The following is a 14,484-nucleotide window of genomic DNA, read 5'->3' on the forward strand; positions in this document are numbered from 1 at the left end:
AACCTCGATCCGACCCTGCGGGTAGCGCGATGGGTTACCGTCCAAGGTGAGGAAGCTCAATTCACCTGTCGCGAGTTGTGACCATCAGGTAGGGCTGATCACGATGACCGAGGACGATGGCGGCACCGAACCGCGTGACTCCAACCGCGGACTGGGTTTGCTGTGTCTACTCGCTGCGGTCGCCGGCGTCGGGGTCGGATTTGTCGGCGGCGCGTTCCGTTGGTGTCTGATCAGGGCCGACGAACTTCGTCAGGCGATCGTGAACTGGGCGCATCACGTTCCGTACGTCGGGTGGCTCGTGCCGGTCCTCCTGGTGGCCCTGTGTACCGTACTTGCCGTACTGATCGTCAGACGAGTGCCCCTCGCAAAGGGAAGCGGCATCCAGCACGTCGAGGCGGTGTCCCGCGGTGAAGCGAAACCGCCGGGAATCAATCTCGTGCCCGCCAGATTCATCGGCGGCCTCTTGGCGATCGGCTCCGGTCTGGTTCTCGGTCGTGAAGGCCCCACCGTACACATGGGTGCGGCGATCGGAGCAGAAGCGGGACGGCGAGCCCGCCTCACCGAACCCGACGTCGCCATGCTGCAAACATCCACGGCCGGAGCAGGACTCGCTGTCGCATTCAACGCGCCGATCGCGGGGGCACTGTTCGTCTGCGAGGAGGTGACGCGCTCGTTCCGGCTGCGCACCGTGCTGCCAACCCTTTTCGGTGTTTCAGTGGCGGTGGGCTGTGCACGGATCGTCATCGGTGATCAACCCGATTTCGAAGTCGGCACCGTCCCGACACCTCAACTCGCATTCTTGCCACTGTTCGTCGTCTTCGGAATCCTCACGGGGCTACTGGGTATTGCGTACAACCGCCTGATTCTAGGACTACTCGACATCGTGGCACGGCTCGACAAGATCCCACCGACTGTCATCGGCGCAACGATCGGCGCCGTCATCGGCCTGACGCTGTTCCTCGACCCGTTGGCCAGTGAGGGCGGCGACGTTCTTGCACAGATGATCGTCGGCGGAAGGACCTTCGTACTGCCGATCCTGCTGCTGTACTTGGTGGTTCGGTTCTTCACCGGCCCGCTCTCGTATGCCGCTGGAACTCCCGGCGGACTGTTCGCTCCCTTACTCGCTCTCGGCGCGCTCTGGGGGTCGATCTTCACCGGACTGTCGAGCTTCGTGCCCGGAGTGGACGCCGGGCTCACGGTCACCATGGCCACCGTCGGTATGGCGGCCTTCTTCGGCGCCGTAGTACGCGCACCGTTCACCGGCATCGTGATCGTGGTCGAAATGACCGCGGTGACGTCGACGCTGGTCCCGATGCTCGCTGCCACTGCGGCAGCGGTATTCGTCACCACGTCGGCAGGGTCGGCACCTATCTACGACAGTCTGCGCGAACGGATGTTGGAGCCGCAACGCCCGCATACGGATTGATCCCCGCACACGGGTCATTGCAGCACAGGTGCGCTACGTGAATTCAGAATTTGCAGATGACTTCCTCGGAGAACCTGCGTACCGCATCTTTCTTCGCTTCCAGGTCGCAGTCGAACCCGAGGCCGTACATGGCCCAAGGAATGACGATCGATTCCGTCACTCCGCTATCGGCCAGTTCCAGGGAGCCGTCGAGACCGAAGCGATCGGCGCAGACGGCCTGAATTTCGAACGGGGACTCGGCGCGCCCGTACTCGACCCGCAGGACGCCGATCCTCGCGATGAGAGCTTGCAGATCAGCGAAAGAGACTGTAGCCGAGGTCCAACCGTCACCCACTCGCGCTGCACGGCGCAATGCGGCCGCGGAATGTCCTCCGATGTAGATGGGGACGGGATCGACCGGCGCCGGGCTCATCTGCAGCCTGTCGAAGTCGAAGAACTTGCCGTGATGTTCGACCATACCGCCGCCTAGAACCAGTCGCAGTACCTCGAGCATCTCGTCGACTCGCGGGCCTCGATCCTTGGGGGAAGCGCCGCACCACTCGAATTCCTCTGGCGCCCAGCCCACACCGACCCCGAGACCGAAGCGGCCTCCTGTCAGATTCGCGACCGACCCCACCTGGCTTGCCAGCAGCAGAGGATTGCGTGAGCTGAGCTCGAGCACCTGCGGATAAAAGCGAATCTTCGACGTTCCGGGTCCCATGAAGGCCGCGGCAATCATGGGGTCTACAAATGGTTTCTTCACGTCCCACATCCGCACACCGTCAGCGGTATACGGATACCCGGTAGCGCCCCGCTCGGGAAAGAACAGTGAGTCGGGCATCGTGATCGAAGAAAAGCCGCATTCTTCGGCCACTTTCGCAAGTGCAACGAGTTGAGAGAGGGGAATCATCGCCACGGCGAGGCTGAACTTCATCGGAAGATCCCTCTGTTCAGTTGACCGGAGCGACTGAAGTGCCTCGATGAGCTCGAAGTCGGTTCGCACCGATCGGCTTGGGAGACAGTGGATCCTGAACAGTCACTTCTTGCAACGCTCAGTCATACGACAACTCCCCCGCAGTGCGGTCGAAGCATCAGCCACCCTCGGTTGGACAAGGACGTGTTCGAGGTTACAAAGCTCCCGCTACTTCGGCTCGGCGGCTTCCCGCCAGGCGGACACATACCAAGAACTTCGGGGTCCTGGTGACACCTGGCACCCCACTCCCCCTGATTTCGCACCGTGCAACCTGCGAATCGGCCTACTGATGCAAGGGAGTTCCGACGTAGTTCTCGGCGATCAGCGTTCGTCCGGCCACCGAACGCGTGACCATGTCCAACTCGGCCAACTGTCGGCGATGCCCGAAACCGCTGTCGTCTGGCAAGCGATGGAGCATCGACGACATCCACCACGAGAAGTGCTGCGTCCGCCACACACGCGGCAACACCGTTTCGGTGTACCCGTCCAGCATCTTTCGGTCGGACGAGGTGAAGAAACCGTCCATTGCCTTCGCCAGTGCGTAGACGTCGGCGATCGCGAGATTCATTCCCTTCGCGCCGGTCGGCGGCACGGTGTGCGCCGCATCCCCTGCAAGAAACAGGTTGCCGTGCTGCATCGGCTCACACACGAAGCTGCGGAACTGGAGGATCGACTTCTGAAAGATCCTGCCGTCCTTGATCTCCGCCCCCTCACCGTCGACGCGCATGTGCAGCTCGTCCCAGATTCGATCGTCGGACCAGTTGTCCACGGAGTCGTCCGGATCGACCTGAAGGTAATGACGCTGTACCTCGGGCGTCCGTGTGCTGATCAGTGCAAACCCGCGCTCATGGTTGGCATAGATCAGTTCTTCGGACGACGGCGGCGCCTCGGCCAGGATGCCGAACCACGCGAAGGGATACTGGCGGAAATGATCTGTTCGGATCGACGGTTCGGGAATCAGCTTTCGCGTTCCGGTGCGTGAACCGTCGCAACCGGCCACCAGGGCGCACTCGAGCTTCTGATCATTTCCGTCCGAGTCGACAAAAGTGATACTCGGGCGATCCGATTCGTGATCGTGTACTTGCGCGTCGGACACTCCGAATCGAATGTCCCCGCCGTCAGCGAGACGCCGCGCGATCAGATCCTTGAGCACCTCGTGTTGCGGATACACCGTGACTGCTCGCCCGTCGGTCAGTTCGTCGAACGCGATTCGGTGCCCTCGTCCACCGAATCGCAACTCGATTCCGTGATGTTCGAGGCCCTCCCGCTTCAGTCGATCACCGAGTCCGGTCTCGACCATGAGATCAACCGTGTTCTGTTCGAGCACGCCGGCACGAATGGTGCCTTCTACCTCTTCGCGGGTGCGGCATTCCAGGACAACCGAATCGATTCCCTTCAGATCCAACAGATGCGAGAGCATCAACCCGGCGGGACCACCACCGACGATTCCGACCTGGGTGCGTGAAGAAGACATACAGAGAGCTCCTGAGGTGAGTGACGATTGAGACCACCCTCGACCACGATCACTCCTCTGAACAGCTGCAATTTCACTCAGTGAAAGACCGAAACGAGCTATCGAAACCCACCGCTACCAAGCCCGCGTGATATTCCACGGGCGGCCGCGACCAACGCCGGCAGTAAAGGAGCCGGATCCTGCTCCACCGGAACAACTGTCGAGACCGCTGCCACGACACTGCCCCCGGCTTCGCGGACAGGAGCGGCGACGGCAAGGGTTCCGACGTTCAGATACTCGCGACAGACCACGAATCCGGCGCGCCTGATCTCGTCGAGAGTTGCTCGCAAAATCCGCTCGGAAGTAATGGTTTTGGGAGTGAACGACTCGAGGCCGGCGCGAAGGACGTCGTCGAGAAGCTCGGTTCCGCCGTGCGCGAGGAGAATCAATCCACCGCTGGACGCGTGCAACGGCAATCTTCCGCCGGCACGGCCGACCACGGTGACGGCGCTACGCGAGGACAAGCGCTCGAGGTACAGAGCCTCGGTGCCCTCACGAACGACCAACTGCACGTTCTCTCGGGTGACCTCGTACAGGTCCTCGAGGAACGGCAACGCCACCTGCCGTAGGCCGTGAGCGCCGGGAGCGAGAGCGCCGATCTCCCACAACCGGACTCCGACCTGGTACTTGCCGTCACTCCGACGCTCGAGTGCGCCCTCAGCCACCAACTGCCCACACAGTCTATGGACGGTGGGCAGAGGCAAACCGCTGCGACGACTGATCTCCGACTGCGTCAACCGCGGCGATTTCGCGTCGAAGGCACCGAGCACGATAAATGCCCGGCCGATCAACGAACGCTCGCCTGATGCCATTCACACAGTGTGACTGACATCAGGCGAAACGTGTTCAGGCGGTGCGGAGCTACGCGGAGTGCGCCAATTCCGGTTCGCGTTCGGTCACCGGCGGCGTGGCCTCGATCTTCATCGGCTCCTGCGCGTAGTGGAAGTGCGGACGACGGTGACCGATGAACGAACCGAACCACGACATCACAGCGACATACCGGTTGCGGAAGCCCACCAGATACATCACGTGCACGGCCAGCCACATGAACCAGGCGATCGTGCCCTTGAACTCGACCTTGCGGACGCGACACACAGCGCTGAATCGGCTGATGATCGACATGCTGCCCTTGTCGAAGTATTTGAAAGGCGTTCCGGCCTTGACCTTTCCGTTCACAGTCTTCGCTGCGTGACGTCCACCCTGCATTGCAACGGGCGACTGACCAGGCAGACCGTTCAGCGAAGTCATGTCGCCGATGGCAAAGACGTTGGCGAACCCGCCGACGGTCAAGTCCGGATTGATGAGCAGACGACCTGCACGGTCACTCTCACAACCGGTCGCCTCGCCGAGCACTGCTGCGAAGTCGTTGGCGCGAACACCGGCCGACCAGATGACGGTCTCGGCGTCGATGCGCTTCTCTTCCTTGGTCTTTGCCGAAGAGACGGTGACACCGTGCTCGTCGATGGCGGTGACCATAGTGTTGAGAACAACCTCGACACCCGACTTCTCGAGCGAGGCCTGTGTGTACTCACTGAGCTTGCCGCCGAAGGCCGGAAGCGCAACGCCCGCGCCCTCGACCATGGTGACCGTGACCTCGTCGGCGCTGATGTTGTTGATGGACTTGGCGAAGTAGCGACGCGCCAGTTCCTTGATCTGTCCGGCGAGCTCGACGCCGGTCGCGCCTGCACCGACGACAACGAAGCTGAGCAGGTTGCGGCGAACCAGCGCGTCGTTGGTGGTGTGAGCCTCTTCGAAGCAACGCAGGATCTGCTTACGCAGGACCTCGGCATCCTCGACGGTCTTGAGCTTGTAGGTGACCTTTTCGAACTCGTCATGACCGAAGTACGCCTGGGTGGCACCGGTGGCTGCGATGAGCGAGCGGTATCCGAGAGTGTGGCGGGTGCCCGAAGCCTCGTAGACGACGGTGTTCTCTTCGGCGTTGACCTCGACGACGCGACCGAGACGCACGTCGGCGTTGGGGTACTTCTGCAGGATCGTGCGGATGGGCGGAGCAACTTCGCCTGCCGACAGAACGCCCGTCGCCACCTGGTAGAGCAGCGGCTGGAAGAGGTGCTCGGTGGTGGCGGAGATGAGGACGAACGGCGTCTTGGACTTCGCGAGGGTCTTGGCCGCGGCGAGGGCTCCGAATCCCGAACCGACGATGACTACCTGAGTCTGCTCGTGTCCAGTCGCGTCGATGTCAGCGCGACCCGCAGCTGTTCTATCCACAACAAATCTCCTCAACCAAATTGAAAGTATGACTATTACGGTATGGACTGATCATGGGTCGGGTCCAGCTAGCTGGAGTATTCGCAAGACTGTTATCTCGATTGCTCATAAGTAAGCTGTCCTCATGGACTTCCGCCAACTCAAGTACTTCCTCGTCGTGAGCGAGGAACTGAGCTTCAGTCGCGCTGCCGAGCGCTGCTTCATCTCGCAGTCGGCGATCAGCCATCAGGTCGCCCGACTGGAGAAGGAGCTTGGCGCGACACTCTTCGAACGCTCGACCCGAGCCGTTCGCCTTGCCCCGGCAGGATCGCGACTCGTGCCCATCGCGCAGCAAGTCCTCAGCCTCGAAACGATGGCCTACTCCGTCGCACGCGACCCACGAGCCCGGATCCGGATCACCGGAAACATGAGCTTCGCCGCTCAGACGCTGGACGCCATCGCACACGTGCGCGAACTTCATCCGGACCTGGACGTCGAGTTCGTCATCAAGAGTTTTGCCCACCGCATGGACGCCGTGGCCTCCGGTGACGCCGACATCGCGCTGATTCGCGGCGGCGTCGACCGCCCCGGACTCGAACCCTTGGACCTCGGCGTCGAAGATCTGCTGGTCGTCATGTCGAGCCGGCACCCCCTGGCCGGCCAGCAAAGCGTCGACCTCAATGATCTGGCCGCATACCCCCTGCTCCTGCCGCCGCGCCAAAGCCAGGTGCTCATTCACAAGGTGGTCGAGGACGCGTTCCGCGAGATAGATCGACGCGTCCAACTGGGCCCTGCAATTCCGAGCGATCACACAGCCACGCTGGACGTGATCACCAACCCGCGCGCCTGGACCCTGCTGTATTCGATCACCGCAGGCGAATCTCCACGCGCCGGCATCAGCTTCATGCGAGAATCGCACGGCCGCTTGCGAATTCCCGTCTCGGGAGTGACCCGCAGCGGCGCCACCCACTCGACCGAGTTCGCCGATCTGATCCAAGCGCTCAAGGACGCCATGAATCCGTCTTTCACTGAGTGAAAGTGCGATGGCGATCGACTCCCCTCACGGAGCAACGTGGTCCACAACCATGTGATGCGGCGCGCGGTTGCATCCCTTTACCGAGGAGCGGCCATGACGCGTTTGCTGAGCGAACCTGTGTGGGAATCGAAGATCTTCGACGGCGAATGGGTTCTCGGTAGCGCCGACGATCGTATTGTCGTCGAACCGGCCACCGGCAAGCAGTTGACGACGGTCGGCATGGCAACACCAGACGACGTGGCAGCCGCTGCAACAAAAGCTACTGCCGCTCAGAAGGATTGGGCAGCAAGGCCGTACACCGAACGAGCCGCCGTTCTACGCCGCGCCGGTCAACTGTTCGAGCGGTACGCCGACGAAATCGGCGAATGGGTAATCCGCGAGGCCGGCAGCATTCCCGCCAAAGCCGGACTGGAAACCCACACCGCTGCCGAAGAGTGCTACAACGCAGCAGCTTTGGCCGCACACCCCGTCGGCGAGGTGCTGCGCTCGGAGCAACCGCGGCTGAGCTTCTCTCGTCGCGTCCCCGTCGGCACCGTCGGCGTCATCGCACCGTTCAACTTCCCGATCATTCTGTCGATCCGTGCAGTCGCTCCCGCACTGGCACTGGGCAATTCGGTGATCCTCAAGCCTGATCCGCGCACGGCGATCTGTGGCGGTGTGGTTCTTGCCCGCATCTTCGAAGAAGCCGGTTTGCCTGCCGGAGTGTTCGGCATGCTGCCGGGTGGCGCTGACGCCGGTGAGGCAATCGTGGTTCATCCGAGCGTTCGCGTCATCGCATTCACCGGGTCGACCCGGGCAGGACGCGCTGTCGGTGAACTGGCGGGCCGCCATCTCAAACGAGCACACCTCGAACTCGGAGGAAACAACGCACTGATCGTCATGGACGACGTCGACCTCGAAAAGGCTGCATCTGTAGGCGCTTTCGGCTCGTTCATGCACCAGGGGCAGATCTGCATGACCACCGGCCGCCAGCTCGTCCACGAAAGCATCGCCGCCGATTACACCGCACTCCTTGCCGAACGCGCCGACAAGCTTCCGGTAGGCGACCCGTTCACCGGTCAGGTCGCACTCGGACCCATCATCGACGCCAAACAACGCGACCACATCCACTCCCTGGTCACCGGAAGCATCGCGGCCGGAGCAAAACTGGCGGCCGGCGGCACCTACGAGGATCTCTTCTACCGGCCCACCGTGCTGGCCGACACCCCACTCACCGCGCCGGCATTCGCCGACGAAGTCTTCGGGCCAGTCGCACCGGTCACCTCCTTCGCCACCGTCGAACAAGCCGTCGCCATAGCCAACGATTCCGAGTACGGGTTGTCGCTGGGCATTCTGACCTCCGACGCCATGCGCGGGCTCGAGCTCGCCCAACAAATCCCCACCGGCCTCGTACACATCAACGATCAGACCGTCGGCGACGAAGCAGTCATCCCGTTCGGCGGCATGGCGTCTTCGGGTAACGGTGGCCGCGTCGGCGGTATCGGCGCAAACCTCGACGCCTTCACCGAAACGCAGTGGGTGACTGCGCAGAGCGCACTCCCGGTCTACCCCTTCTAGTCCGGAACACGCCGAGTTGGTCCTGAATACACCGAGCTGGCCCCAGGGGCTCACTGACCAGCATTGACGGGATCGATCTCGCGGACTTACCATCCAGAGAAAATTACTTCGGCACATTAAGCAATTTCTCTTGTAATTCCCGAGAAGGACCCACTTGACGAATTCAGTGACGACCGACAGCGCCGCGCAGCCAACGGTCCACGACACCCCGGATGTATCCGTCGTAACATCGCCGCGCCGCGAGGCCGTCATCATCGGGGCGCTCAGCCTGGCCGCGATGATCGTCTCGATGATGCAGACACTGCCCGTCCCGATTTTGGGGCGTATTCAGTCCGATCTGGGCGCATCCGCGGCCGGCATCAGTTGGGTGACGACGGCGACGTTGCTGTCGGCCGCCGTTTTCACTCCCCTGTTGGGCCGCTACGGCGATCAGCACGGCAAGAAGCGCACGCTGGTCGGCGTTCTGGTCGTCATGGTCATCGGTTCGATCGTCGCCGCACTGGCACACAATCTGCCACTTCTCATCCTCGGACGCGTCCTCCAGGGGACCGCCACCGCCATCTTCCCGCTGGCTCTGTCGGTCCTGCGCGAAGAGGTCCGCCCACACAAGCTTCCCGGCGCGATGGCATTGGTCAGCGGAACTCTCGCATTCGGCAGCGGGCTCGCCCTCGTAGCCACCGGACTTCTCACATCGGCTCCGGATGCCGACTACCGCAACGCCTTCTGGATGGCCACCGGGTTCGCGTTGCTTGCCCTCGTCGCCGTCATCACGCTGGTTCCGGCAACCAAGCACAAGAGCGGCGGGCGCGTCGACGTCATCGGCGCGCTGAGCCTGGGTGCTGCACTCCTTCTGCTCCTGTTGTCGATTTCGCAAGGCCACCAATGGGGTTGGTTCTCACCCGTGACCATCGGTGTTTTCCTGGGCTCGATCGTGATGTTCGCAGTCTGGGTCTGGATCGAGAAGATCGTCGACGAACCACTGGTCGACATGCGAATGTTCGTCCACCGGCCCGTGATGATGGCGAATCTGGCGGGGGTCATGCTGGGCTTCGGAATGTTCGCCAACTTCCTGGGCATCTCCTATCTCGTCCAGCTTCCCCACGCCCTCACGGGATACGGATTCGACGCCAGCATTCTGCGTGCGTCGGTGGAATTCCTGCTGCCGGGTGCGATTGCCTCGCTGATCGCAGCACCGATCGGTGGGCGGCTCATCAGAGTGCGTGGGCCACGCTTCGTCCTGGGACTCACCGCCATCTGTGGTGCGGTGCCGTTCGCCTGGCTCGCGTACGACCACACGCACACCGCGTCGGTCATCGGTGCCGGCATCGTGATCGGCGCCGCCGTGAGCCTGGGCTACGCGGCCATGCCCGCGATCATCATGTCGAGCGTTCCGCGACACCAGAGTGGAATAGCCAACGGCATCAACTCGATCTCCCGTTCCACCGGCAGCGCCATGGGCAGTGCAGTGGTGACTACGATTCTCGCCTCGATGACCATCGCGAACCTGCCAGAGGGCGTATCCGCTCTGCCCAGCGAATCCGCCTTCACCGTCACCTTCGTCACTGCCGCCGTAGCTTTCGCTCTGGTCGGCCTGGTGGGTTGGTCAGGCCTCCCCAAGAGTGCGTCGACGTCTGTCAACGGCAGCGCGTGAACAGGCCTGCTCCGAACAGCTCCGCATTCACGAGATGCCCATGCGTGTGAGCATTGTGCGAGGATCGGCGGGAGGTAGCAGGTCTCGAAGCTGAGCGGCTCGGCGGTCGGTGAACTGCCGACACGCGTCGTCGTCGGAGAACACCCAGAAGTCCCCACGCGCTATTGCTTCGGTCATGTGCTCGGCGGCATCGAGCGGGTCGAGTCCGGATTCGACGTTCGCCTGTTGCATTGCATCGAAGACAGCGTTTGCCGTGACGTTCGTAGTCGGCGCGTCACGCTGGGCCGCACGAAAGATCTCACTCCGGATCGAGTGTGGAACAACAGCACTGACCTGAATCGGAGAGTCGACCAACGACAGATCTTGGTGCAAGCTCTCGGTCATCGCCAGCACCGCGAACTTACTGACGATGTACGGTCCTTGCACCGCGGCGCTGTTGATCCCGCCGACAGAAGACAGATTGGCCACACACGCCGGCCTACCCACCTTCAACATCAATGGCACGAAAGCACGAAGGCAATAGAAGACGCCGTCGACGTTGATCTCCATCAACCGTCTCCACCGCGCACCACTGACTTCCCACAGCAACCCGGCCGTCTCCACTCCGGCATTGTTGACAAGCAACTCGACGCTGCCGTGACGATCGAACACATTGTCCGCCATCCTCTTCACGGCATCGGCATCCGCTACGTCCACTCCATGGACGTCAGCTCTCCCACCGGCCGCGCGAATGTCCTCGGCGACGAGCGACGCACGCTCCTCGTCGATGTCGGCAACGACCACCGTCATTCCCAGCCGCGCAAGGTGACGGGCGAACCCTGCACCGATACCGGCCCCCGCACCGGTCACGACGGCCGTACCGGTACCGAACCGGCGTTCAGCGTGGGACATCTCCACTCCTCGGGTTGTGTCGCCGAAACTATTGCTCGACAAAGACTTCAGATTCCTTCGGGCAGAATGTTGGGATTGCACCACGTCGGTGGCTCACGTCTGGGCATCAGCCCTTGCCCGTCGAGCGCCTTCACGACCAGATCCTGATACCAGGGAAAATGAAGACTGAAGGCTACAAGGCCGGTCCGCTCGGCCGCGGGAAGAGAACACATGGCCAGTACCGTCTCGGCAAGATACTCGACGGGCTCGGTTTCGTATCCATCCGGAATGAGTGCGTCGGCGCCGGGAGTCGAGATCGCAGTGGAAGGCCCCACCGAGTTGACCGCGATATTGTCGTCCAGCACCTCCGCGGCGAGGCCCTGTGTGAACCTGTGCAGTGCTGCCTTCATCGACGCGTAAATCACGTCACCCGACGTCTTGTTGTAGTCGCGGAAGGGCCTGATCGGATTCAGTCCCGTCGAGGAACCGATGTTCACGATCCAGCCTGCGCCGCGCTCTCGCATGTAGGGGATGGCTGCCTTCGACAGGGCGAACGGCGCGCGAATGTAGTGGTCGAGGGTCCGATCGAACGTCGCCAGCGACATCTTCTCGATCGGCGCGTAGTCGGCAAACCCGGCATTGTTCACGAGGATGTCGATACCTCCGGTCCGCGAGACGACCTTCTCGATCAATCCGTCGCGAGCCTCGGAATCCTCGAGATCGGCCGGAATGGCAAGTGCACGACCGTGTTGCGACTCGATCATCTCGACGGTCTCGGACAACGTACCGCCGATGACGACATTACTGTCGGCACGGACTGCCGCGGTAGGCCGAGTCGACCGTGCGGTGACGACCACGGTTGCCCCCTCTGCCGCCAGTCGCCTGGCGATCGCCCTGCCGATGCCTCGACTGCTCCCGGTCACCAGCGCGGTCTTCCCTACCAGCGAGTGATTCAACTGCTCCTCCAAGGCTCTTCCACTTCACGACATCGAACACATGACGTATGTGTTCGACCTGAGTTCGACTGCATTTCACGCAATCGTTGTCCGCCATGTTGCATCATCCGATTCTGTTGCACAGCAACGATTCCCGCCTGACGGGAGGTGTCGAAATGCCGGGCACATGACCAAATTCGCTATCTCCCGCTGTGTGAGATCGAAAGCATCACAACGGGTTAGGGGAAAGTAATCTTCACCAATGGCAGATGAAACGCTCTACGTGATCGATCGGATAGTCACGAAACCGGGATGCGGTCGACAGTTCGTCGACGCGCTACTCGACCAGTATTTGCCGAGTGCACAGCGTCGCGGCATGACACTCGCCGACGTACTCGTCAGCCCTCCGTTGTGGTGCGATCAAGACCCGAACACCTTGACCGTCACCTGGACGGTCGACGGCACGGCCGGCTGGTGGTCGATGACGCGCCAGGGCCGCAGAGACTCCACCCTCAGGCAGTGGTGGGATGCAATGGCTCCGCTCATAATCGAACGGAGTCGCTCCATGGCCGCCGCAGCAAAGGACATCGAAGGACTGAGCAATGTATAACGTGACAAGAGTCGTGCACGCCGCCAACGGGGCGGGCGCCGACGAGTGGACCGCTGCAGTGAAGAACATTGCCGCAGTTGCCGAATCGTCGAACGCGCTGCGTCGTCTCGTCTGTACGACACTTCCCGGCGTCATCAACGGCGGAGATCTGATCGTCCATCTTCAGTTCGAAGACGAGATGGCTTGGCAGACAGCCCGAGATGCGGTCGACGACAGCCTGCGCTGCGCCGCCGTCGACCACTTCCACGGTGCCGAGTACTCGTCCGGGACCACGGGACGTTCCGGCGCCGAAGCCGCCGGTCAGGTGTACCGAGCGCTGTTCATCCGGGTATCCCCCAGCACACCCCAGGACGTACTCGAGGAATTCGAACGGGATCTGCTCAGGATGCCTACCCATATCTCGTCGATCTGCGCCTGGCGTCTCAGCCGAGTCGACGCAGCGATCGGGCACACACCATGGACTCATGTCTGGGAGCAGGAGTTCACCGACCTCGGCTCACTGCAGACCCAGTACCTCGATCATCCGATTCACTGGGCAGTGGTGGACCGGTGGTTCGACCCCGAATGTCCCGAGGCCGTGGTCCACGACAGAATCTGTCACACGTTCGGCAATCTCACCGAGAGACTCCTGACAGTGAAGTGATCTGCCTACTCGCTACCGAGCGCCTCGCGCGTCATCGCCCAAAGCTTCTGTCGCGCAGGCTCGGTCAGTGACAAAGACGGGATAGTGAGGAAGCCGTGGAACAATCCTTCGAAGCGATGATGGCGCACCGAAACGCCAGCCGTCGCGAGCATCTGCGCATACGCGTCACCTGACGAACACGGCGGATCGAGTTCGGCTGTCACGACGACAGCAGACGGAAGACCGGCGAGCGTCTCCGCACGCGTAGGAATCACACGGGCGTCGTCGCGACCTTCAGGCGCGTACTGCTGCCAGTACCATTCCATCGCTGCGGTGGTGTTGTAGTGACCCGTGCCGTAGAGCCGATACGACTCGGTTTCGAAGTCGTCGTCGATCACGGGGTAGATGAGAACCTGAAGGGCGATTTCCGGACCACCCCGATCCCGAGCGGCAATAGCCACGGTCGCCGCGAGGTTCCCTCCCGCACTGTCGCCCACAAGTGCGATTTTACCTGCGTCGGAACCGTATTCGGCAGCATGCTCGCTGGCCCACGCCACCGCGGCGTAGACGTCGTCGTGGGCTGCCGGTGCCGGATGCTCCGGCGCCAACCGATAGTCGACGGCAACCACTACTGCGCCGACTCCCTGCGCCATCGATCGACAGAATTCGTCGTGACTGTCCAGATCGCAGAACACGAAACCGCCCCCGTGAGCGAAGACCACGAGAGGAACGTCGTTCGAGGTTCCATGCGGACGAAAGACGCGAATTGCCAGATCTCCACCGGGACCGTCGATTACGTGATTCTCGACTGAAAGCATGTCGGGAAGACCCGTCAGCGGCGCACGTCGGTTCCGAATCAGAGTTCGTAGCTCCGACGGCGGGACACTGGTGACATCCGGGAATCCAGCGTTGAGGGTTGCAAGCATCGTGGTGACTTCCGCTTGAATCGTCATATCGTCTCCTGGTCTCTCAGCCCGGCGGGTGGCGCTACGTCTGCGCCGGCATCCGCGTTTGTCCACTTGGCGTGTGATCACGTCAACGTAGATCGCCCACCACCAAGCAAGGAACCCGCTCTCCCGATCAGTGGTCCGTTTCCGCCGACGA

Annotated in this window: 13 protein-coding genes; 6 read left to right on the forward strand and 7 right to left on the reverse strand. The window is 62.1% G+C overall.

Translation table 11 applies throughout. The features are described 5' to 3' along the window. The first annotated feature begins 103 nt into the window (after positions 1-103). On the forward strand, positions 104-1,426 hold the full coding sequence (locus tag M1L53_RS01040) for a ClC family H(+)/Cl(-) exchange transporter (protein WP_050656935.1): 1,323 nt from the start codon (positions 104-106) through the stop codon (positions 1,424-1,426). 43 nt (positions 1,427-1,469) lie between these two features. Here M1L53_RS01040 and M1L53_RS01045 read toward each other — a convergent pair whose 3' ends face one another. From M1L53_RS01045 to M1L53_RS01060, 4 genes are all read right to left on the reverse strand, one after another. Continuing rightward, positions 1,470-2,339, reverse strand: coding sequence for a TIGR03619 family F420-dependent LLM class oxidoreductase (locus M1L53_RS01045; RefSeq protein ID WP_054187010.1), 870 nt, complete (start codon positions 2,337-2,339; stop codon positions 1,470-1,472). Between the two features lie 322 nt (positions 2,340-2,661). After that, entirely contained in the window at positions 2,662-3,852 is a 1,191-nt protein-coding gene (locus tag M1L53_RS01050) for a 4-hydroxybenzoate 3-monooxygenase (RefSeq protein WP_050656923.1), read from the reverse strand. 98 nt (positions 3,853-3,950) lie between these two features. Further along, positions 3,951-4,703, reverse strand: a complete 753-nt coding sequence (locus M1L53_RS01055) for an IclR family transcriptional regulator (protein ID WP_003943227.1) — start codon at positions 4,701-4,703, stop codon at positions 3,951-3,953. 49 nt (positions 4,704-4,752) lie between these two features. After that, complete coding sequence (locus M1L53_RS01060; RefSeq protein WP_003942969.1) at positions 4,753-6,120, reverse strand: NAD(P)/FAD-dependent oxidoreductase; 1,368 nt, start codon at positions 6,118-6,120, stop codon at positions 4,753-4,755. A gap of 124 nt (positions 6,121-6,244) precedes the next feature. Between M1L53_RS01060 and M1L53_RS01065 the strand changes: the two genes are divergently transcribed. The 3 genes from M1L53_RS01065 to M1L53_RS01075 all read left to right on the forward strand — a co-directional run bounded on the left by M1L53_RS01065 (position 6,245) and on the right by M1L53_RS01075 (position 10,343). Then, positions 6,245-7,135 carry a LysR family transcriptional regulator gene (locus tag M1L53_RS01065; RefSeq protein ID WP_003943104.1) on the forward strand — a complete coding sequence of 297 codons (891 nt, stop codon included), beginning with the start codon at positions 6,245-6,247 and terminating at the stop codon, positions 7,133-7,135. 93 nt (positions 7,136-7,228) lie between these two features. Next, on the forward strand, positions 7,229-8,692 hold the full coding sequence (locus tag M1L53_RS01070; RefSeq protein ID WP_050656920.1) for a benzaldehyde dehydrogenase: 1,464 nt from the start codon (positions 7,229-7,231) through the stop codon (positions 8,690-8,692). Between the two features lie 154 nt (positions 8,693-8,846). Further along, a complete protein-coding gene (locus M1L53_RS01075; protein WP_202426560.1) occupies positions 8,847-10,343 on the forward strand; it encodes an MFS transporter in 1,497 nt (498 codons plus the stop codon). A gap of 27 nt (positions 10,344-10,370) precedes the next feature. Here the strand turns inward: M1L53_RS01075 and M1L53_RS01080 are convergent, their stop codons facing one another. Both M1L53_RS01080 and M1L53_RS01085 read right to left on the reverse strand, forming a co-directional pair. Next, a complete protein-coding gene (locus M1L53_RS01080) occupies positions 10,371-11,234 on the reverse strand; it encodes an SDR family NAD(P)-dependent oxidoreductase (RefSeq protein WP_030536111.1) in 864 nt (287 codons plus the stop codon). Between the two features lie 47 nt (positions 11,235-11,281). Continuing rightward, the gene (locus M1L53_RS01085; RefSeq protein ID WP_042921616.1) at positions 11,282-12,169 is read right to left on the reverse strand and encodes an SDR family NAD(P)-dependent oxidoreductase; all 888 of its coding nucleotides are present in this window, start codon (positions 12,167-12,169) and stop codon (positions 11,282-11,284) included. A gap of 241 nt (positions 12,170-12,410) precedes the next feature. Here M1L53_RS01085 and M1L53_RS01090 point away from each other — a divergent pair, with 241 nt between their 5' ends. Together M1L53_RS01090 and M1L53_RS01095 are read left to right on the forward strand one after the other, a co-directional pair. After that, on the forward strand, positions 12,411-12,758 hold the full coding sequence (locus M1L53_RS01090; RefSeq protein WP_007730530.1) for a hypothetical protein: 348 nt from the start codon (positions 12,411-12,413) through the stop codon (positions 12,756-12,758). Continuing rightward, complete coding sequence (locus tag M1L53_RS01095; RefSeq protein WP_030536113.1) at positions 12,751-13,401, forward strand: Dabb family protein; 651 nt, start codon at positions 12,751-12,753, stop codon at positions 13,399-13,401. The genes M1L53_RS01090 and M1L53_RS01095 overlap by 8 nt, the downstream gene beginning before the upstream one ends. 5 nt (positions 13,402-13,406) lie before the next feature. Here the strand turns inward: M1L53_RS01095 and M1L53_RS01100 are convergent, their stop codons facing one another. After that, positions 13,407-14,333 carry an alpha/beta hydrolase gene (locus tag M1L53_RS01100; RefSeq protein WP_007730522.1) on the reverse strand — a complete coding sequence of 309 codons (927 nt, stop codon included), beginning with the start codon at positions 14,331-14,333 and terminating at the stop codon, positions 13,407-13,409. Between the last annotated feature and the right edge of the window lie 151 nt (positions 14,334-14,484).

This window comes from Rhodococcus sp. T9N (assembly GCF_024436645.1).
Classification (GTDB): Bacteria; Actinomycetota; Actinomycetes; order Mycobacteriales; family Mycobacteriaceae; genus Rhodococcus_F; species Rhodococcus_F qingshengii.